Source organism: Yeosuana sp., assembly GCF_057126245.1.
Genome location: NZ_DBNGMQ010000105.1, coordinates 1 through 20,376, shown reverse-complemented (window position 1 = coordinate 20,376; position 20,376 = coordinate 1). Strand labels below are relative to the sequence as shown.

General features: G+C 32.2%; 18 protein-coding genes and 1 pseudogene. 10 read left to right on the top strand and 9 right to left on the bottom strand.

Features of this window, described 5'->3' with window-relative positions:
* Positions 1-14: 14 nt before the first annotated feature.
* Together AC15TD_RS14060 and gyrA are read right to left on the bottom strand one after the other, a co-directional pair.
* Positions 15-1,271, bottom strand: coding sequence for a tetratricopeptide repeat protein (locus AC15TD_RS14060; protein WP_484452775.1), 1,257 nt, complete (start codon positions 1,269-1,271; stop codon positions 15-17).
* Between the two features lie 26 nt (positions 1,272-1,297).
* Positions 1,298-3,865, bottom strand: a complete 2,568-nt coding sequence (gene gyrA / locus AC15TD_RS14055; protein WP_484452774.1) for a DNA gyrase subunit A — start codon at positions 3,863-3,865, stop codon at positions 1,298-1,300.
* A gap of 261 nt (positions 3,866-4,126) precedes the next feature.
* Between gyrA and AC15TD_RS14050 the strand changes: the two genes are divergently transcribed.
* The 5 genes from AC15TD_RS14050 (at position 4,127) to AC15TD_RS14030 (ending at position 9,753) form a co-directional block, all read left to right on the top strand.
* A complete protein-coding gene (locus tag AC15TD_RS14050) occupies positions 4,127-6,682 on the top strand; it encodes an ATP-dependent Clp protease ATP-binding subunit (RefSeq protein WP_484452773.1) in 2,556 nt (851 codons plus the stop codon).
* Positions 6,683-6,803: 121 nt separating this feature from the next.
* Positions 6,804-7,361 (top strand): RNA polymerase sigma factor, encoded by a 558-nt coding sequence (locus AC15TD_RS14045; RefSeq protein WP_484452772.1) that lies wholly within the window; start codon positions 6,804-6,806, stop codon positions 7,359-7,361.
* Between the two features lie 10 nt (positions 7,362-7,371).
* Positions 7,372-7,935, top strand: a complete 564-nt coding sequence (locus AC15TD_RS14040; protein WP_484452771.1) for a hypothetical protein — start codon at positions 7,372-7,374, stop codon at positions 7,933-7,935.
* On the top strand, positions 7,913-8,992 hold the full coding sequence (locus tag AC15TD_RS14035; RefSeq protein ID WP_484452770.1) for a DUF4097 family beta strand repeat-containing protein: 1,080 nt from the start codon (positions 7,913-7,915) through the stop codon (positions 8,990-8,992). The genes AC15TD_RS14040 and AC15TD_RS14035 overlap by 23 nt, the downstream gene beginning before the upstream one ends.
* Before the next feature lie 26 nt (positions 8,993-9,018).
* On the top strand, positions 9,019-9,753 hold the full coding sequence (locus tag AC15TD_RS14030; RefSeq protein ID WP_484452769.1) for a head GIN domain-containing protein: 735 nt from the start codon (positions 9,019-9,021) through the stop codon (positions 9,751-9,753).
* 57 nt (positions 9,754-9,810) lie between these two features.
* Here AC15TD_RS14030 and AC15TD_RS14025 read toward each other — a convergent pair whose 3' ends face one another.
* On the bottom strand, positions 9,811-11,139 hold the full coding sequence (locus AC15TD_RS14025) for an MFS transporter (RefSeq protein ID WP_484452768.1): 1,329 nt from the start codon (positions 11,137-11,139) through the stop codon (positions 9,811-9,813).
* A gap of 68 nt (positions 11,140-11,207) precedes the next feature.
* Positions 11,208-12,029 carry a M48 family metallopeptidase gene (locus AC15TD_RS14020; protein ID WP_484452767.1) on the bottom strand — a complete coding sequence of 274 codons (822 nt, stop codon included), beginning with the start codon at positions 12,027-12,029 and terminating at the stop codon, positions 11,208-11,210.
* Between the two features lie 137 nt (positions 12,030-12,166).
* Here AC15TD_RS14020 and msrB (AC15TD_RS14015) point away from each other — a divergent pair, with 137 nt between their 5' ends.
* The 3 genes and pseudogenes from msrB (AC15TD_RS14015) to AC15TD_RS14005 all read left to right on the top strand — a co-directional run.
* Positions 12,167-12,649 (top strand): peptide-methionine (R)-S-oxide reductase MsrB, encoded by a 483-nt coding sequence (msrB, locus tag AC15TD_RS14015; RefSeq protein ID WP_484452766.1) that lies wholly within the window; start codon positions 12,167-12,169, stop codon positions 12,647-12,649.
* Positions 12,642-13,046 carry a peptide-methionine (R)-S-oxide reductase MsrB gene (gene msrB, locus AC15TD_RS14010; RefSeq protein ID WP_484452765.1) on the top strand — a complete coding sequence of 135 codons (405 nt, stop codon included), beginning with the start codon at positions 12,642-12,644 and terminating at the stop codon, positions 13,044-13,046. Before msrB (AC15TD_RS14015) ends, msrB (AC15TD_RS14010) begins: the two co-directional genes overlap by 8 nt.
* Positions 13,047-13,080: 34 nt before the next feature.
* Positions 13,081-13,590, top strand: a pseudogene (locus tag AC15TD_RS14005) (DUF1572 family protein); the annotation flags it as partial.
* A gap of 47 nt (positions 13,591-13,637) precedes the next feature.
* Here the strand turns inward: AC15TD_RS14005 and AC15TD_RS14000 are convergent.
* Together AC15TD_RS14000 and AC15TD_RS13995 are read right to left on the bottom strand one after the other, a co-directional pair.
* The gene (locus AC15TD_RS14000; protein ID WP_484452764.1) at positions 13,638-14,570 is read right to left on the bottom strand and encodes a nuclear transport factor 2 family protein; all 933 of its coding nucleotides are present in this window, start codon (positions 14,568-14,570) and stop codon (positions 13,638-13,640) included.
* A 97-nt stretch (positions 14,571-14,667) separates the two neighbouring features.
* On the bottom strand, positions 14,668-15,954 hold the full coding sequence (locus tag AC15TD_RS13995) for an NAD(P)/FAD-dependent oxidoreductase (protein ID WP_484452763.1): 1,287 nt from the start codon (positions 15,952-15,954) through the stop codon (positions 14,668-14,670).
* A 105-nt stretch (positions 15,955-16,059) separates the two neighbouring features.
* Here AC15TD_RS13995 and lpdA point away from each other — a divergent pair, with 105 nt between their 5' ends.
* The gene (gene lpdA / locus AC15TD_RS13990; protein ID WP_484452762.1) at positions 16,060-17,436 is read left to right on the top strand and encodes a dihydrolipoyl dehydrogenase; all 1,377 of its coding nucleotides are present in this window, start codon (positions 16,060-16,062) and stop codon (positions 17,434-17,436) included.
* 59 nt (positions 17,437-17,495) lie between these two features.
* Here lpdA and AC15TD_RS13985 read toward each other — a convergent pair whose 3' ends face one another.
* The 3 genes from AC15TD_RS13985 to AC15TD_RS13975 form a co-directional block, all read right to left on the bottom strand.
* On the bottom strand, positions 17,496-17,951 hold the full coding sequence (locus AC15TD_RS13985; protein ID WP_484452761.1) for a porin family protein: 456 nt from the start codon (positions 17,949-17,951) through the stop codon (positions 17,496-17,498).
* Between the two features lie 73 nt (positions 17,952-18,024).
* Positions 18,025-18,438 carry a type II 3-dehydroquinate dehydratase gene (gene aroQ, locus AC15TD_RS13980; protein WP_484452760.1) on the bottom strand — a complete coding sequence of 138 codons (414 nt, stop codon included), beginning with the start codon at positions 18,436-18,438 and terminating at the stop codon, positions 18,025-18,027.
* Positions 18,439-18,707: 269 nt separating this feature from the next.
* Complete coding sequence (locus AC15TD_RS13975) at positions 18,708-19,229, bottom strand: hypothetical protein (RefSeq protein WP_484452759.1); 522 nt, start codon at positions 19,227-19,229, stop codon at positions 18,708-18,710.
* Positions 19,230-19,506: 277 nt separating this feature from the next.
* Here AC15TD_RS13975 and xerA point away from each other — a divergent pair.
* Positions 19,507-20,376 (top strand): site-specific tyrosine recombinase/integron integrase (gene xerA / locus AC15TD_RS13970; RefSeq protein WP_484452758.1); only part of this gene is annotated, 870 nt, incomplete at its 3' end.

Genomic DNA, 20,376 nt, shown 5'->3' with positions numbered 1-20,376 from the left:
GAAATAGTATGTCCTTAGTTAGCTTCAGCTTCAAGGGCATCTACTATTTTTTGCATAGCATCATGTTTAACTTTTTCACCTGTAACGCCATAGATATTGTGCAGCGTTTTAGCTGCACTAAGATTTTTTGAATCTATTTCTAGTGCTTTTTCAAGATAAGGAATAGCATTCTTATAAATATCTTGTCTCATATTTTTTAGTTCTTCATAACGCAAATCGTCTTTCTTTGAAGTTCCTAAACCATTCATTTCTTCTATTAAAGCTTGTTCTCTATTTAAAATTAAAGCAGAAATATTAATGTAAGCATTTATATACTTAGGGTCTAATTCTATGGCTTTTTTGTAATAGTCCATTGCTTCTTCAGGATGATCAGATTCTGAAGATATTACTCCTAAATTATATTGTAATTCTGGATTTTGAGGGTCTTTTGTTGTTGCTAATTGTAATAGATTTTTAAATTCTTCTGTATTACCCATTTTATAGTAAACATTGGCCTCAGATAGTAATAAGTTAATATCATCTGGGTTTTTAGCTCTAGCATCTTTCATAGCTGCTAAGGCATTTTCATTATCATCCTTACTTAAATAAATAAGTGCTATGTTTTTTACAATTTCAGCTTCTTTAGATTCTGATTTACGATCAGTTGGTTTAATGTGAGATTTTGCTTTTACCGATAAATCACGCATTGATTTATTCTGAAATAATTCATCTTCACTTGTTTCAACATTCGTTGCAAAATATTGAGTCTCAACACCAGTATATCCTAAATCTTTAAGCTCTTTGTACAGCGTTAACGCCCTATCATAATCTTGAATATTAACAGATGTAGCAGCTGCATAATATAAATAAACCGTGTCTTTTGGCGAAACTCTATAAGCACGCTCAAAATTAATTGAAGCTATTGCATATTCATTTTTTTCATAGGCAGCATTTCCTTTAGTTAGCATATTGCTTACCATAGTTCCCTTTAATGCAGACACCTCATCAGTATATCCTTCGGTTACCTTGGATAAACTTTCTAGAGCTTTGTCTATATCTACATTCGAACCCGCTCCATTAGCATATAATGCTTGTGCTTGCAAAAAGTAATATTGCGATTTGTATTTAGCTTCCATAGTAGGAAGCATCGATTCAACTTGACTTAATGAAGCTTTAGCCTCAGAGTAATTATTATCTTTAATAGCTTTTTCTACAGCTCTTAACTCTTTTTTTTGAGCTACTGAAAAGGTGCTTAACAATACTGCTAAAGCTATTATAACCTGTTTTTTCATTTTTAAATAATTTTTAAGTTAATATATTAATTGTTATCGTCTTCTTCTGTATTATCAAGAGTTGTGCCATCAGTCAACTCATCAGTATTTTCAATAGATTCTATTGAATCTGAATCCTCTTCTTCCACCTCATCATCTGGCATTACTTTGGCAACAGCCGCAATTGAATCTCCATTTCTAAGATTAATTAATTTAACACCTTGGGTCGCTCTTCCCATGATTCTTAAATTTTTAACCGACATACGAATAGCGATACCTGATTTATTAATAATCATTAAATCATCATCGTCTGTTACACTTTTAATAGATACTAAATTACCTGTTTTTTCTGTAATTGAGATGGTTTTAACCCCTTTTCCTCCACGATTAGTAATTCTGTATACTGGTTCACCATCTTCCGGATCATCTATATAGGTACGTTTACCATATCCGTTTTCTGAGACTACTAGTACAGATTCTTCTTGAGGGTTTTCAATAGTAACCATTCCAATTACTTCATCTTTTGAGTTCGCTAACTTAATGCCTCTTACACCAGAAGCACTTCTTCCCATTGGTCGGGTCTTAGCTTCTTCAAATCTTATAGCCTTACCAGATTTAAGGGCTAACATAACTTGACTTTCTCCGGTTGTTAACCTTGCTTCTAGAAGTATATCATCCTCCTTAATAGTAATAGCATTAATACCATTCGTTCTTGGACGAGAATACTGCTCTAATAAGGTCTTTTTAACTTGGCCATTTTTAGTTGCCATGATGACATAATGACTATTTATATAATTCTCATCTTTTAAATCTTGAGTGCAAATAAATGCTTTAACGTTATCATCCTGCTCAATATTTATTAAGTTTTGAATCGCTCTACCTTTAGATGTTTTACTGCCTTCAGGAATTTCATAAACACGCATCCAGAAACATTTTCCTTTTTGAGTAAAGAAAAGCATATATTGATGGTTAGTCCCAACAAATAAATGTTCTAAAAAATCTTCGTTTCTTGTTGTAGATGCTTTTTGACCAACGCCGCCTCTATTTTGAGTTTTGTATTCTGTTAATGACGTACGCTTAATATAACCTGCATGAGAAATAGTAATAACTACCTTTTCATCTGGAATCATATCTTCAATACTCAAATCGCCTCCGGCATATTCAATTACTGATCGTCTTTCATCACCATATTTATTTTTTACTTCGGCAAGTTCTTTTTTAATGATATCCATACGACGTTCTTTTTTATCAAGAATATCCTTTAAATCTTCTATGGTATTCATTAAATCTTCGTACTCGCTTCTTAATTTATCTTGCTCTAAACCTGTAAGCTGACGCAAACGCATTTCTACAATCGCTTTTGCTTGAAGTTCCGATAATTCAAAACGAGCAATTAATTTCTCTCGCGCTTCGTCTGCATTTGAAGATGCCCGAATGATAGCGATCACTTCATCAATATTATCTGAAGCAATGATTAAACCTTCTAAAATATGCGCTCTTTCTTCAGCTTTACGTAATTCATAAGTGGTTCTTCTAACAACAACTTCGTGTCTGTGCTCAACAAAATAATGAATCATATCTTTTAGATTCAACATTTGAGGGCGCCCTTTTACTAAAGCTATATTATTAACACTAAATGACGACTGTAACTGTGTATACTTATAAAGTTTATTTAATACTATATTTGGTATAGCATCACGTTTTAAAACATAAACAATCCGCATTCCATTCCTATCGGATTCGTCTCTTATTGTAGAAATTCCATCAAGCTTTTTGTCATTTACTAAATCGGCAGTTTTTTTAATCATATCTGCCTTGTTTACTTGATATGGTATTTCAGTAACTATAATACATTCACGCCCATTAACCTCTTCAATATTAGATTTACCTCGCATCATTATGCGACCACGACCCGTATGAAATGCTTCTTTTACACCATCATAACCATATATAGTTCCTCCTGTTGGAAAATCTGGAGCTTTTACATGTTTAATAAGCTCATCAATTTCAATTTCATTATTATCAATATAAGCGATAATTCCATCTACCACTTCACTTAAATTATGAGGTGGCATGTTTGTTGCCATACCAACTGCAATACCAGAAGCGCCGTTAACTAGCAGCCCTGGGATACGAGTCGGCAAAACGGTGGGCTCTTTAAGGGTGTCATCAAAATTTAACTGATGATCAACCGTTTCTTTATCAATATCTGCCAACATGTCTTCAGATATTTTACGCATACGTGCTTCTGTATAACGCATTGCTGCTGGACTATCACCATCAACAGACCCAAAGTTACCTTGACCATCAACCAACATATAACGCAAACTCCACTCCTGAGCCATTCGTACCATCGCATCATAAACCGATGTATCACCATGAGGATGGTATTTACCCAAAACCTCACCAACTATTCTTGCAGATTTTTTATGCGCCGTATTTGATCTAACACCTAGCTCGTGCATTCCAAAAAGAACACGTCTATGAACTGGTTTTAAACCATCTCGTACATCGGGTAAAGCACGTGACACAATGACCGACATTGAATAATCAATGTAAGCCGATTTCATTTCGTCTTCTATATTAATTGGTATAAGTTTTTCTCCTTCAGCCATATAAATTTAATTAGTTTTATTTGGAATATTTCAAATCGTGCTAAGATAACTATTTCATCAGTCACAGCAGGACTTTTAGTCTATTTTTTTAGTGTTTTTTTATTAACAATTTACCCTATGAATTTCGTTAATAAATATGCTATTAAAAATTTTGATTTTTTAAAGTTTTTTTTGTCAATTAGCAACATATAGACAATTTAAGGTATAGTTTTTGTCTTTACTAAATTGTTTTATTACTTTTAATGCAGAAAGGAACCTATTATGGATGACAATTTTTCACCTAGAGTAAAAGATGTAATTGCTTACAGCAAAGAGGAAGCATTGCGTTTAGGCCATGATTTTATTGGTACTGAACACTTAATGCTTGGTCTTTTACGTGATGGAAATGGTAAAGCTATTGATATTTTAAATGCCCTAGAAATTGATTTAAATCATTTAAGAAGAAAAGTTGAAATATTAAGCCCAGCAAACCCAAACATTACTGTAACTTCAAATCAAAAAAAGAATTTACATCTAACAAGACAAGCAGAACGTGCTCTAAAAACTACTTTTTTAGAGGCAAAATTATTTCAAAGCACTTCAATAAATACAGCGCATTTGTTACTATGTATTTTAAGAAATGAAAACGACCCTACTACCAAGCTTTTAAATAAGCTTAAAGTTGATTATGACAACGTAAAAGAACAATTCAAATTTATGATTACTAATAACGACAATAATTATATTGAACCCAAATCTGAATCGTTTCAAGATGATGATGCAAGTTCAGAAGATAATGCTTCAAAAGACAACTTGTTTAACACGCCGTCATCAGGCAAACCCAATAAAAAGTCTAAAACACCTGTTTTAGATAATTTTGGCAGAGATTTAACAGCATTGGCTGAAGAAGGCAAATTAGATCCAGTTGTTGGACGAGAAAAGGAAATTCAACGTGTCTCGCAGATTTTAAGTAGACGTAAGAAAAACAATCCTTTATTGATTGGTGAACCCGGTGTTGGTAAATCTGCTATTGCAGAAGGATTAGCGCTTAGAATTATCAAGAGAAAAGTATCGCGTATTCTATTTAATAAGCGTGTGGTGACACTTGATTTAGCTAGTTTGGTTGCTGGAACAAAATATAGAGGGCAATTTGAAGAGCGTATGAAAGCCGTAATGAACGAGCTTGAAAAGAATGATGATGTCATTTTATTTATTGACGAAATTCATACCATTGTTGGCGCTGGTGGAGCAACAGGCAGTTTAGATGCCTCAAACATGTTTAAACCGGCATTGGCACGCGGTGAAATTCAATGTATAGGCGCAACTACACTTGATGAGTATAGACAATACATAGAAAAAGATGGTGCTTTAGAACGTCGTTTTCAAAAAGTAATTGTGGAACCAACTACTGTTGAAGAAACCATAGAAATTTTAAATAATATAAAAGGGAAATACGAAGAGCATCATAACGTTGATTACACACCAGAAGCAATACAAGCTTGCGTTAAATTAACCAATCGTTATATGACAGAACGTTTCTTACCAGACAAGGCCATTGATGCCTTAGATGAAGCAGGATCTCGCGTTCATATAACTAATATTGATGTTCCTGAACAAATTCTAAAATTAGAAAAACAACTAGAAGATGTAAAAGAAACTAAAAACTTAGTAGTTAGAAAGCAAAAATATGAAGAAGCTGCCAAGTTAAGAGATGACGAAAAACGTTTAGAAAAAGAACTTCAAGTTGCTCAAGATAAATGGGAAGAAGACACCAAGCAACATCGTGAAATCGTTACCGAAGATAATGTTGCCGATGTGGTTTCTATGATGACAGGCATTCCTGTAAATAGAATTGCACAAACAGAAATTAACAAACTGGCTGTATTACCTGACCTTATTAAGGGCAAAGTAATTGGGCAAGATAATGCCGTAGCTAAAGTAGTTAAGGCTATACAACGTAATAGAGCAGGTCTAAAAGACCCTAACAAACCTATTGGATCCTTTATATTCTTAGGTCAAACTGGTGTTGGTAAAACACAGTTAGCCAAAGTACTATCTAGAGAGCTATTTGACAGTGAAGAAGCACTTGTTAGAATTGATATGAGTGAGTACATGGAGAAATTTGCTATCTCCAGATTGGTTGGAGCACCTCCAGGATATGTTGGTTATGAAGAAGGTGGTCAACTAACTGAAAAAGTGAGACGTAAACCATATGCTGTTATTTTGCTAGATGAAATTGAAAAAGCACATCCAGATGTGTTTAATATGTTACTACAGGTCCTTGATGACGGTTATTTAACTGATAGCTTAGGTAGAAAAATTGATTTCAGGAATACGATTATCATAATGACATCAAATATTGGTGCTCGTAAGCTTAAAGACTTTGGAACTGGTATTGGATTTGGAACTGCATCGCAAAAAGCGCAAGAAGATGCGAATGCAAAAGGGATTATTGAAAATGCGCTTAAAAAATCATTTGCTCCTGAGTTTTTAAACAGAATTGATGATGTGGTTGTATTTAATACGCTTGAAAAAGAAGATATTAATAAAATTATTGATATTGAATTAGAAAAACTTCTTTCAAGAATTAAAGACTTAGGTTATATCTTAAAATTAAGTAAGAAAGCTAAGGATTTTATCGCTGAAAAAGGTTTTGATAAACAATATGGAGCCAGACCTTTAAAAAGAGCGATTCAAAAATATATTGAAGATGCTCTAGCGGAAGAAATTATTACTTCGCATGTACAAGAAGGCGATAAAATAATTATTGATTTAGATAACAAAACACAAGAACTTAATATAAAGATTGAAAAAGCTGAAAAGCCTGCAGAATCTTAACCTTATTAAAATCTATCTAAAACTTAAATTCCTACATTATTAATTGATGTGGGAATTTTTTTTTATTAAAAGTGTAACAAATCAAAAAAGTATTCATCATTATTATAACAAATTGTTTTTAGTGACGCTAACCAAACTAAATATTGAACAGCTTATAGAGCTATGTAAATCTGGCAATCAATCTGCGCAGATGGAAGTATATAATAGATACTATAAGGCCATGTACAACGCCTCCATAAGAATTGTTAAAGATTCTTTTGAAGCTGAAGACATCATGCAAGACTCATTTTTGTTGGCGTTCACAAAATTAGACAGTCTAAAGGATGTTAAAATATTTGGATCTTGGTTAAAACGAATTGTAATTAACAACAGTATTTACCATTATAAGAAAAATGCTAAATACAACAACGTTCCTTTAGATGATGTCATTTACAAAGTTGAAGATAAAAATGATGGCATTGATAGTCAACATGAATTTACAACCCTTAAAGCAAATCAAGTTTTGGAAACTATAAAAGAGCTTAAAGATAACTATCAAACCTGTTTAACGCTTCATCTTATTGAAGGATATGACTATGAGGAAATATGTGAGATATTAAATATTTCGCAAGCTAACTGCAGAACGATGATATCTCGTGCAAAGGAAAGTTTGAGAAAAAAATTGGAATTAGTAGCTTAATAAAGGAAAAATGAAAAAAGATAATATAGATATGCTTTTTGATGAATTACGATCAGAATTTGATGTTGAAAACCCAGGTATTGGACATCACGACCGGTTTTTATTAAAACTTAAAAATCAACAATCAATAACTACAAAAAGTGATTCAGGTGCGTTTAATTTCTGGAAACCGTTCTTAAGCATTGCGGCTTCAATAGTTATTTGTTTTAGTGTTTTTGTGCTATTAAAGCCCGCAGAAGATGTTAAAGATTTAGCCAGTGTATCTCCAGAAATGGCAGAAACTCAAAATTTCTTTACACTTACAATTTCAGAAGAGTTATTAAAACTAAATGAAGAACGTTCTCCTGAAACAGAAAAATTGATTAATGATGCCATGAAGCAAATGGAAATTCTTGAGAAAGAGTATGAATCTTTAAAGATTGACTTAACGGAAAGTGGTGATGATAAACGCGTTATCTATGCCATGATTTCAAACTTTCAAACAAGAATAGATTTATTGAATAGCGTCATGCAAACTATTGAAAATGTTAAAAACTTAAAAGAAAATAAAAATGAAAACTCAATTATTATTTAAGACAGTATATATCCTGTTTTTAATACCTGCCATTGTATTAAGCAATAATACTTTAAAAGGGAAATATGAAAAAGAAAAAACAATTAAAAAAGAATATACTGTTAACAGTAATGCGCTTTTGAAAATTGATAACAGCTATGGAAATCTTGATATTATAACCTATAGTGGAAATAAAATAGTCATAGAAGTGAACATAAAAGTTAGCGGTAATGATGAAGAAAAAGTAATGAAAAAGCTTGATGGCATCGATGTTAGTTTTAATGCCTCTTCAAGTTTAGTTGATGCTAAAACGACTTTTAATAATAAAAAGTCCTGGTGGAATTGGGGAAACAGCAAGGTAAGTATGGAAATAAATTATACTGTAAAACTTCCAATCACCAATAGTGTTAATTTAAACAACGACTATGGTAGTATTAATTTAGATAAATTAGAAGGAAAGGCAACTATTAATTGTGATTATGGAAAGATCACAACCAAAGAGCTCATGGCAGAAAATAACATGATTTCATTTGACTATACTAGTAATAGCTATTTTGAATATATAAATAGTGGAAAAATAAATGCAGATTATAGTGGTTTTACAGTTGGTAAAACAAAAAAACTAGATATAAATGCAGATTATACAAAATCAATAATAGAAGTAGCAGAAGTTATTACTTTTAATTGTGATTATGGATCTATAAATATTAATAAAGCTAATAATATCACAGGAAATGGCGATTATTTAACGATGCGTTTTGGAGACGTCTATAAAAATATCATAATTGAAGCAGATTATGGTTCACTTAAAATTGACCAAATGACTGCAAATGCCGGAAATCTTAATATTAAATCTGATTATTTAGGAATCACCATTGGCTACCATCCAGATTACCACTTTAATTTTGACATCAATACAGAATATGGTTCTATTAGAAATGCGGATGATTTTGAATTCACTAAAAAGCATGATGAATCAGGTGAAAAATATTATGCAGGTTATTACGGCAAAAGTAGCGCTTCAAGTTTAATTAAAATTAACTCAGATTACGGAAGCATAACCTTTAAGAAAAACTAATTATCTATAATAATAGATTCAAAAACATGAAAACATTAATCAAAAATCAAACAGCACTTTTAATAACATGTCTTTTCTTTGCTACTGCATCTTATGCGCAATGGAATAAATCAATAAAAGGAAATGGTAAAATGGAAACAATAACAAGATCTACTACAGATTATGAAGGAATAAAATGTGCTGGATCATTCGATTATATTCTTGTTAGCGGTAGCGAGGGAACTATTAAAATTGAAGGTGAAGAAAATCTTTTAGAATATATTGTTACAGAAGTTAAAGACAATCATTTAATTGTAAAAACAAAAAATAAAGTGAATCTAAAACCAAGTAATAAAAAAACTATAAAAATTACAATCCCTTTTAAAGACATAAGCAACATATCGCTTGCCGGTTCTGGTGATTTATGGAATGAAGATGTAATAGCTTGTGAAAATTTAAGTGTTTCTCTGGCAGGCTCCGGTGATGTGACACTAAATATAAAAACGAGTTACGTTAAAGCCTCTTTAGCTGGTTCGGGTGACCTGACTTTAAAAGGAAGCACAAATAGTCTTAAAACTAGTGTCTCTGGTTCTGGTGATTTTCATGGTCTTGACCTGCAATCTAAAACCACGGAAGTATCTGTAGCTGGTTCTGGTGATGCAAAAGTTACCAGTTTAGAAAGTATTAAAGCAAGAGTAAGTGGCTCTGGCGATATCGTTTATAAAGGAAATCCCGGAAAAGAAGATACCAAAGTTGCTGGTTCTGGAAGTATTACACAATAAAGCCAATTAATATCATCAATCAAACTATAAAACGGCGCCAAAAGCGTCGTTTTAATTTTACTTAGATTCTGTGTTTTCTTTTGGCACTTTAAACAATAGTATAATGCCAATCAAAAAGAAAATAAATAAAAATAACACAGCATTACGCATACTTCCTGTTATTTGAGCTACAAAACCATAAAGAAAAGTGCCTATTACAATTCCAATTTTTTCGGATACATCGTAAAAGCTAAAAAACGAGGCAGTATCTTTTGTTTCCGGTAAAAATTTAGAATAGGTAGATCTAGATAGTGCTTGAATTCCGCCCATAACAATACCAACGCATCCAGCAGCTATATAAAAATCCATCGGTGTAATCACGAAATATGCATAAACACAAATGAAAACCCATAGTACATTAATAATAATAAGCGTTTTAATATTCCCTAAAATTTTAGAAATTCTAGCGGTCGTAATTGCTCCTATAATAGCGACAACCTGAATGACTAATATACTTACAATAAGACCAATAGTGCGCTCTGTGTCTGTTCCCCAAGCAATTTCTTCTTCTCCAAAATACGTTGCAATTAGCATAACTGTTTGCACAGCCATACTATAAACGAAAAACGCTCCTAAATAACGCTTTAATTTTATGTTTTCGCCTAACTGATGCCAAACTAACTTTAATTCTCTAAAACCATTTAGAATAATTTGTTTTCTAGGACTTTCTTTTTTGTTTCCCTTTGGTAAATAATAAAAAGAATATTGACTAAAAACAATCCACCATATTCCAACAGAAATAAAAGAATATTTCATAGCCTTAATTTCTGCAACACCATCAACATCGGTAGTGATTCCAAAAAAATCTGGTTTCATCACCATTGCCAAATTAAATAACAACAGAATGACACTTCCTACATATCCCAAAGAAAATCCCTTAGCACTAATCCTGTCTTGTTGATGTGAAAATGCTATATCTGGTAAGTATGAATTGTTAATAGCAAAACTCACCCAAAAGCCAACCAGTCCAAAAAAATAACAAACCAGACTAAAGTAAATATGCTCTAAAGAAAACCAGTATAAACCTATACAAGAAAGACCTCCTAAATAACAGAAGAATTTCATAAACATCTTTTTATTCCCTAAATAATCAGCAATACCTGAAATTAATGGCGTTGTGATGGCTATAAAAACAAAAGCGAGAGAAGTTGTATAACTTATTAAAGGAGCCCTCGCTATTTCACCTCCAAAAATCTTAACTTTCTCAATTTCGGCAACCCTAAAAAGTGATCCATAAAATATGGGGAAAATGGCAGAAGCGATAACCAAACTATAAACTGAGTTAGCCCAATCATAAAAAGCCCATGCATTAAGCAATTTTTTACTTCCCTTTTTTAATTCACCCATAATAAAAAAGCTGCTTTTTTACAGCAGCTTCTAAAGTAAACAAATATTTTAAATGAAAAGTTAAATTATTATTTAAACGATGTAACTCCGAATTTTCTAGCCTCTTCTCTAGCTTTAGGAGCCAATGATGTTAAGTTTGCTATTCTCGAATCATTAGAAGGATGTGTGCTTAACAATTCAGGTGGAGCTTGTCCTCCACTTTGTGCGCTCATTCTTTTCCATAGTTCTGCAGCTTCATCTGGGTTATATCCTGCAATTGCCATAAGCGTTAATCCAATAGTATCGGCTTCAATTTCATGACTTCTACTAAAGGGTAACATACCCCCTACTTGAGTTCCAATTCCATAGGCTTGATTAAAAAGGTCTATATTTTCATCGTCTTTAAGAGCTACATTTAACCCAACAGCACCAATTTGCTGAAGCATACTCGCACTCATTCGCTGTTGACCATGATTAGCTAATGCATGAGACACCTCATGTCCCATGATGGCCGCTAAGCCTGCTTCATTTTTAGATATTGGTAAAATACCTGTATAAACAACAATTTTTCCACCTGGCATACACCACGCATTTACGGCTTTATCATCAACCAATTTATACTCCCATTTATAATCTTTCAAATAACCCACATAACCATTCGCATTTAACCAACGTTCTGCCGCTACTGCTATTTTTTGGCCAACTCTGGTTACCATAGCAGCATCAGAAGTACCCGTTACCACCTTGTTTTCACTTAAAAATTGGTCATATTGTTGGAAGGCTGCTGGAAATAAAGAACTATTCTCTGTTCCCGGTAATGCCATAGTCTGCTTCCCAGTAAACGGATTTGTAGCACACGACAAAAAAATAATTAAAAAAAATAATGTTGTAAATATTTTGTTCGATTTCATTATGTTTAATTTTTTATAAAAATACAAAAATGAACCTTATTTTTTTTATACAATATTAATTTTATGTTTTATAATTCGCATTTTGTTATTGTTATGTTTAAGGTTTAATTCCGACCTAAAAGAAAAAATATTTAGTTATGAAAAAAATGATTATTTTAATTATCTCAGTGGCCCTTTTTAATTGTAATGGAAATGCCCAAAAAAACGATTCACAAAAATATGATTCATTTAAGGTTTCTAAATCAGATGCAGAATGGAAACAAATCTTAACTCCTGAACAATATTATGTATTAAGACAACAAGGAACAGAGTCAAGATTCTCCAGTGAGTTGAATAAAAATAATGAGGAGGGCGTTTATGTATGTGCTGCTTGTGGCACCCCATTATTTAAAAGCGAACATAAATATGATTCAGGCTCTGGCTGGCCAAGTTTTGATAGAGAAATTAAAGGAAATGTTGCTTATTCAAGTGATTCTAACTTCATATATGGAAAGGAAGAACATTGTGCTGCTTGCGGTGGCCACTTAGGGCATGTTTTTAATGATGGTCCTAAAAAAACAACGGGTTTAAGACATTGTATCAACGGCGTTGCCATAAAATTTATACCAAAAGATGAGTAAAAAATATCATATAGAAAAATCAGAAAGCGAGTGGAAAGAACAACTTACTGAACAACAGTATAACGTTTTAAGAAAAAAGGGGACTGAAAGACCACATACTGGTAAATATAATCTCCATTTTGAAAATGGTAGCTATGTCTGTGCTGCTTGCAATCAACAGTTGTTTGAAAGTAATAGTAAATTTGATGCCCACTGTGGTTGGCCAAGTTTTGACGAATCTATTAAAGGAACTGTTGAATATATTCTAGATAAAAGCCATGGCATGATAAGAACTGAAATAGTTTGTTCAAATTGTGGTGGACATTTAGGGCATGTTTTTAATGATGGCCCAACAGAAACAGGGACGCGTTATTGTGTAAATTCTCTAAGTATTGATTTTAAAAATGATGAAGAATAGTTTTCTTGAAAGTGCGTAAAAGGAATTTGAATATTACAAAAGTTTGGGCGATAAAACTTTTGAAATTTTGAGTTTTGATGAATTATCAAATGAAATTTCAAAAGATTCAAATTCAATTTCTATCATAGTAAAGCATTTGGTGGGCAATATGTTAAGTCGATGAACTAACTTTTTAACTGAAGATGGGGAAAAGGAATGGAGACATCGAGACCAAGAATTTGAAGATACTTACAAAACCACAGAAGACCTTATTGAAAACTGGAATAACGGATGGAAATGCCTTTTTACTGCATTAAAATCTATTACAGTTAATGATCTAGATAAAATTATATATATAAGAAATGAAGCTCATACTGTTAACGAGGCCATTTTAATGCAATTAAGTCATTACCCCTATCATATTGGTCAAATGGTTTTTTTAGGAAAACTACTTAAAGTAAAAGAATGGCAATCTTTATCGATTCCAAAAAGTGAATCCTTAAAATTCAATGTTAAAAAATTTATTGAAAATGACGGAAAACATCGTTTTCAAAATAAAGCATAAAAAAAACCTTCAAAAATTTTTGAAGGTTTTTTTATATATCTTAAATTTTATTTTGCACTTAAAGCAGCTAAAGTATAATAACCTGCTTCTCGAGTAATCATACCTTCATCGTTAAAATCATGCGTAAGCATCAATGGTATTTTAACTTTTTTACCATCAGATTTTCTGGTCATTCTAGCTGTCCACCAAGATTGAACTACTTTAGAATTAGAATCTTCATATTCTAAATAATCAGGATAACCTCTAACATCTATTCTATCTATAGTCCAGTTTTTTATCATGTTAGAAAACCCTTCCTTTTCATCAGCTAAAGATCCGGTTTCTCCAGCAGCCATATCTAAATTAGAAAATCTGGCATCGTCTGTAAAATAGCTAAAGGCCTTATCTACATCACTATGCTCAAGAGCCGCCATCATTCTAAGTACTTTATTGATATTATCATGCTCTTTATAAATGGTACCATTAGTTCTAACGCTTCTTCTTTCTCTAAGTTCTTTCCAGGCCCATCCATCATCATAGGTTATTGCTCTGGCAATCTTATTATCTTTGTTAACGACATACAATCTATGAACAGGCATATCTATTTTTGAACCTGTTTCTTCGTGAATACCTCTTATATAATCCCAGGTTTGTACCCAAAGACCAGTATCACCATCATATTCTAAGGCATCAGGATAGGCTTCTCCTTGTCTAGAAATACTTAAATAGGCAAAGTTCTTATTCCACCCGATTGAACTATTTAAAAAGTTTTGTTTAGTTTGTCCTTCAGCTTCAGGATTATCATTCATTCCGTTCATAGCCCTAAAGTTATCTGCTAAATAACTAGAAACAGTAGCAGTATCACCCTTAATAAAAGCTTGTTGCATGGCCTCAACTACAGCAATAGCAGGATGTTCTTTGTAAATTGTTCCGTTTTTTTTCTTTTGTGAAAACATGACGACAGAAAATATCATCATGGCAATTGTGACATGTTTTTTCATTTGATATAAAATTGGTTGGTTAATATTTTTTGAAATTTAACAAAAATAAATGAATATCTCGAGTTTATTTCTGTTTTTATTTAAAGACTAATGTATTCTATTCTGGTTTGATTTTCTTTTTAAAGGGCCTTATAATTAATCTGGCCTCTCTATCAAACCTTATATAATTATAAACCCAATTTATAAAAACCACCAAACGGTTTCTAAATCCGATTAGGAAAAACAAATGTACAAACATCCAAACGTACCATGCAAAAACACCTTGAAATTTAAAGTGTTTCAAATCGACCACAGCCTTATTTCTACCTATGGTGGCCATAGAACCTTTGTCTTTATATTGAAACGGAATCATTGGTTTATCTTCAATAAAGCGCAGAATATTGTCGCCTAATTGATTTCCTTGCTGAATCGCTGGTTGCGCCATCATGGGTAATCCTCTTGGAAATTCTTCATTTTCCATACACGCCACATCTCCAATAGCGAATATGTGTTTAAACCCTTTTACTTGATTAAACTCATTGACCAAAATACGATTTCCTTTTGTAGTAAATTCAGAACTATCAATGCCTTTTATAGAGGCCCCTTTAACGCCTGCTGCCCATATAAGTGTAGCGGTTTCAAAAATTAAATCTGAATTGGTCGTCACCCGTTTACCATCATAATTCGTAACTCTTACGTTTTTCCAAACATTGACGCCTAAATTTTCTAAGAAATCCTCAGCTTTTTCTGATGCGTTCTCACTCATCTCTTTAAGAATCTTATCACCTGATTGTATCAAATTTATTTGAACTAATCTGGTATCTAAATCTGGATAATCTTTAGGAAGGATTCCCTTTTTTATTTCCGCCAAAGCACCAGCCAATTCAACACCTGTTGGTCCAGCACCTACAATAACAAAATTCATTAAAGCATTGCGTTCATTTAAATCAGAGGTTAATAAAGCCTCTTCAAAATTTTCGAGTATTAAACTTCTTAAATTGAGTGATTGAGGTATGGTTTTCATTGCCATACTGTACTTCTCAATCTCAGAATTTCCAAAATAATTCGTTTTTGATCCTGAGGCAATGACTAAATAATCAAATTTTAAAACACCAATATCTGTTATTACCTCATTAGTTGCCGTTTTAATTTCATCTACATGAGCTAATCTAAAATGAAAATTGGGGTAATTTTTAAGAATTTTTCTAATGGGATACGCTATAGAATCCGGTTCTAATCCTCCAGTTGATACTTGATATAAAAGCGGTTGAAATGTGTGATAGTTGTGTTTATCAAGCAAAACAACCTGAACCTCTTGTTTAGATAATTTTTTGGCTAATGATACGCCAGCAAAGCCTCCGCCGATAATAACAATTCTTGGAAAACTAGTTCTAGGTATGTTCATATACTAATTATTGGGCATAAAGATATAAATTTATAAGGTTCTAAATTCTTTATTCAAATTAGGTTTTGTAAATTCGTGCCTTGAAATAACGATTAAATTATTCTGATGAGTAAATACGATATTATTGTACTTGGAAGTGGCCCTGGCGGTTATGTTACAGCTATTAGAGCGTCACAATTAGGTTTTAAAACAGCTATTGTTGAAAAAGAGAGTCTTGGTGGTGTTTGTTTAAATTGGGGTTGTATTCCAACAAAAGCTTTATTAAAATCTGCTCAAGTATTCGAATACTTGAAACATGCCGATGATTATGGTCTATCTGTAAAGGGTTTTGATAAAGACTTTGATGCTGTGGTAAAACGTAGCCGTGGTGTTGCTGATGGTATGAGCAAAGGCGTTCAGTTCTTAATGAAGAAGAACAAAATTGATGTTATTGAAGGGTTTGGAAAACTTATACCTGGTAAAAAGATTGATGTTGAAGGTACCATATACAGTGCAGACCATATTATTGTAGCTACTGGTGCACGCTCAAGAGAATTACCTAGTTTACCACAAGATGGAAAAAAAGTAATTGGCTATAGAGAAGCCATGACATTACCTGAACAACCAAAGAAAATGATCGTAGTTGGTTCGGGAGCTATAGGTGTTGAGTTTGCATATTTTTATAATTCTATGGGAACTGAGGTTACTATTGTTGAATATTTACCTAACATTGTTCCTGTTGAAGATGAAGATGTTTCAAAACAACTTGAACGCTCATTTAAAAAGACTGGTATTAAAATTATGACATCGGCCGAAGTAACTCAAGTAGATACTTCTGGCGACGGTGTTAAAGCTACTATAAAAACAAGTAAAGGCGAAGAAATTCTGGAAGCCGATATTGTTTTAAGCGCCGTAGGTATTAAAACCAATATTGAGAATATAGGTCTAGAAGATGTAGGTATAGCTGTTGATAGAGATAAAATATTAGTAAACGATTTTTACCAAACTAATATTCCCGGGTATTATGCCATTGGAGATGTTACACCTGGTCAGGCCTTAGCGCACGTAGCATCGGCTGAAGGTATTTTATGCGTTGAGAAAATTGCAGGACAACATGTTGAAGCTTTAGATTATGGAAATATTCCTGGTTGCACCTATTGTACTCCAGAAATTGCCAGTGTAGGGTTAACTGAAAAACAAGCAAAAGAAAAAGGCATAGAAGTGAAAATTGGAAAATTCCCGTTCTCTGCTTCTGGAAAAGCGAGTGCTGGCGGAAATAAAGATGGTTTTGTAAAAGTTATTTTTGATGCTAAATATGGAGAATGGCTAGGTTGCCATATGATTGGTGCTGGTGTTACAGATATGATTGCTGAAGCTGTTTTAGGTAGAAAATTAGAAACTACAGGTCATGAAGTATTAAAAGCAGTGCATCCGCATCCAACAATGAGTGAAGCGGTAATGGAAGCTGTTGCTGATGCTTATGATGAAGTGATTCACTTATAATAAGGCTTTATATATTTACATTTAAAAAGATGCGATTCTAAAACGAATCGCATTTTTTTTTAGAATTTATATCCAAGCCCAACAAATAATCCGTTAGGAGTTATTTCTTCAAAGCCTATGGTATATTTTAGATGAATATCAATATTGGATGTCATATTATAAGCGGTACTTAAATCGGCACGTATTTTAAGTTTATTTGTAAAAAAGTCGAAAAAATAATTGATACTTGGTCCCACCATAACATCTAAATGTTTAGCCATTTCATACTTCACATAAATAGGTGCATTTAAAAAATGAAAGTCCCTTAAACCTATATATAATATTTCTGGCTGAATAGAAAGTAATTCATCTATTTCAAAATCAAAAAAAACACCACCATAATACCCTATTTCAGTATCTGGGTTAAAGCCAAAATTAGATTCATTAACTTTAAAGAAGGTTAGATTTAATCCGCCCTTTACCCCAAAATTACTGTTAGATTGTCCCTGAGAAGACAAACAGATAATTAAGAACATAGAAGAGCAAATAATTTTATGCATACAGATTAAAAATTGAACATTCCTTCTCTTAGAAAAACTTTGTGCGGCTTTAAAAACTCTGAATAGCTAATTCGTAACTCTGTAATCCAAAACCTAGAATAACACCTTTTGCATTTGGTGAAATAAAAGATTGATGACGAAACTCTTCTCGATTAAACGTATTAGAAATATGAACTTCAACAACAGGAGTTTCAATAGCTTTTACTGCATCTCCCAAACCAACTGATGTATGCGTATAAGCAGCCGCATTTAAAATGATACCATCATAAGAAAAGCCTACTTCATGAAGTTTGTCTATAAGTTCCCCTTCAATGTTAGATTGAAAATAATCAATTTCAACAGTTGTATATTTATCCTTAATCTCAACTAAAAAGTCGGTAAAAGATAAACTGCCATAAATATTAGGTTCTCTTTTACCAAGTAAATTTAAATTTGGGCCATTAATAATAATAAGTTTTTTCATTAACCATTATTTTTAGTTAGTTAATAATTGCAAATATAGAGATATGTTTTTCTTAGAATAAAAAAATCAAAACAATATAAATAAGATATAATTAAAGTTTAATTGTTATTGAAGTTCATTTTAAAAATAATATAAATAAACAAGACTGTACTTACTTTTTTTTAAATTTTTATTGAAAAATACCAAATCAAGTATCACCTTAGGTGGTTTTTATAAACACACAATTCGTAAAAAAAACCGAAGTTGAGCTTCGGTTTTTTTATTTGATTTTAGAAAAATAAGACAAACCCTATACGAATTTCAAAAACACCTTCATCAGTATAATCTTCATTTAATGATACGTTATACCTAATACCAGGCTCTACACTAACGTTATCGCTTAATAAAATCGCATAGCCTCCTTGCAATCCTAACCATAAAGGATCTTCAGATAATTCATCAACACTAGATCCCGTTATATCAACTTGTACAGGTATAGTCCCAATAACATAATATTTTCCTCCTAATTTATAAGAAAATATAGAGTCTCCATCAAAATCAGCATAACCCAAACCAACTTTAATAGCTAAATCATCCATTACAAAGTAACCACCTTCAGCTCCAACCGACCAAATTGTTTCACCGTCAGAAGTTGCCAATCCAAAATCAGTATTACCAACATTTTCAAAGCCTCCAAAACCAGTATTGACTTCAATCAACCAACTATTTTTAGCGGTTTGATCATTTTCATTTTGTGCATTTACGCTAAAGTAAGATAACATAAGCACTACAAAAAATAATGTTTTTTTCATAATTTATAGTATTTAATTGTTTTTATAAAACGAATTTAGAAAATGGCTAGTAGTTCTAAAATGACTTAGATCATGTTTATCCTTCCCAAATTGCTGGCATTAATTTATATTGATGAATCTTTAATATGACAACTTTAAAGTATCGGATATTAATTTTAGATTAATTATTCTATTTTTACTTTGATGAAATGGCAATATGTATTTGAAAATTATAAGTCATATTTCCGTTATTTAACATAATAAAATTCTTTATAACTTTTATATTATTTTTGCTTTCATGAAATGGGAACAAGCTCTAAAAGATTATAAACTATATCTACAAATAGAACGTGGATTATCTAAAAATTCTATCGATAGTTATTCTAGGGATGTTAAAAAGTTAATTGGCTATTTAGAAATAAATAAAGTTTCTACTTCTCCTATTAAAATTAATTCAGAAACAGTACAGCAATTTATTTATGAAATAGCTAAAAATATTAATGCCAGATCTCAATCGCGAATAATCTCAGGTTTACGCAGCTTTTTTGACTATTTAATTTTTGAAGATTACAGAGCATCAAACCCATTACAGTTAATCGAATCCCCTAAAATTGGAAGAAAACTACCAGACACTCTATCTGAACAGGAAATAGATAAACTAATAAACGCAATAGATTTAAGCAAACCTGAAGGTGAACGAAATAGAGCTATACTAGAAACGCTCTACGGCTGTGGCTTGCGTGTTAGCGAACTAATAAATTTAAAATTATCTGATTTATTTTTTGATGAAAGCTTTATAAAAGTCACGGGAAAAGGCGATAAACAGCGTTTCGTCCCTATAGTTGACATTACTAAGAAATATATTAATATATACAGAACTGAAATTCGAAACCATCTTAATATTCAAGCTGGCTTTGAGGACACGTTATTTTTAAACCGAAGAGGGAAACAACTAACAAGAGCTATGATTTTTACAATCATTAAACAATTAGGTGAGAAAATTGGACTTAAAAAGAAGATCTCTCCCCATACTTTTAGGCATTCTTTTGCTACTCACTTATTACAAAATGATGCCGATTTACGTTCTATACAATTAATGCTTGGTCATGAAAGTATCACAACTACTGAAATCTATGTTCATTTAGATAAAAGTCATTTAACCAAAGTT

Coding starts and splice junctions, on each gene's coding strand:
- AC15TD_RS14060 (WP_484452775.1), bottom strand. CDS start 1,271: ATGAAAAAACAGGTTATAATAGCTTTAGCAGTATTGTTAAGCACCTTT.
- gyrA (WP_484452774.1), bottom strand. CDS start 3,865: ATGGCTGAAGGAGAAAAACTTATACCAATTAATATAGAAGACGAAATG.
- AC15TD_RS14050 (WP_484452773.1), top strand. CDS start 4,127: ATGGATGACAATTTTTCACCTAGAGTAAAAGATGTAATTGCTTACAGC.
- AC15TD_RS14040 (WP_484452771.1), top strand. CDS start 7,372: ATGAAAAAAGATAATATAGATATGCTTTTTGATGAATTACGATCAGAA.
- AC15TD_RS14035 (WP_484452770.1), top strand. CDS start 7,913: ATGAAAACTCAATTATTATTTAAGACAGTATATATCCTGTTTTTAATA.
- AC15TD_RS14030 (WP_484452769.1), top strand. CDS start 9,019: ATGAAAACATTAATCAAAAATCAAACAGCACTTTTAATAACATGTCTT.
- AC15TD_RS14025 (WP_484452768.1), bottom strand. CDS start 11,139: ATGGGTGAATTAAAAAAGGGAAGTAAAAAATTGCTTAATGCATGGGCT.
- AC15TD_RS14020 (WP_484452767.1), bottom strand. CDS start 12,029: ATGAAATCGAACAAAATATTTACAACATTATTTTTTTTAATTATTTTT.
- msrB (WP_484452766.1), top strand. CDS start 12,167: ATGAAAAAAATGATTATTTTAATTATCTCAGTGGCCCTTTTTAATTGT.
- msrB (WP_484452765.1), top strand. CDS start 12,642: ATGAGTAAAAAATATCATATAGAAAAATCAGAAAGCGAGTGGAAAGAA.
- AC15TD_RS14000 (WP_484452764.1), bottom strand. CDS start 14,570: ATGAAAAAACATGTCACAATTGCCATGATGATATTTTCTGTCGTCATG.
- AC15TD_RS13995 (WP_484452763.1), bottom strand. CDS start 15,954: ATGAACATACCTAGAACTAGTTTTCCAAGAATTGTTATTATCGGCGGA.
- lpdA (WP_484452762.1), top strand. CDS start 16,060: ATGAGTAAATACGATATTATTGTACTTGGAAGTGGCCCTGGCGGTTAT.
- AC15TD_RS13985 (WP_484452761.1), bottom strand. CDS start 17,951: ATGTTCTTAATTATCTGTTTGTCTTCTCAGGGACAATCTAACAGTAAT.
- aroQ (WP_484452760.1), bottom strand. CDS start 18,438: ATGAAAAAACTTATTATTATTAATGGCCCAAATTTAAATTTACTTGGT.
- AC15TD_RS13975 (WP_484452759.1), bottom strand. CDS start 19,229: ATGAAAAAAACATTATTTTTTGTAGTGCTTATGTTATCTTACTTTAGC.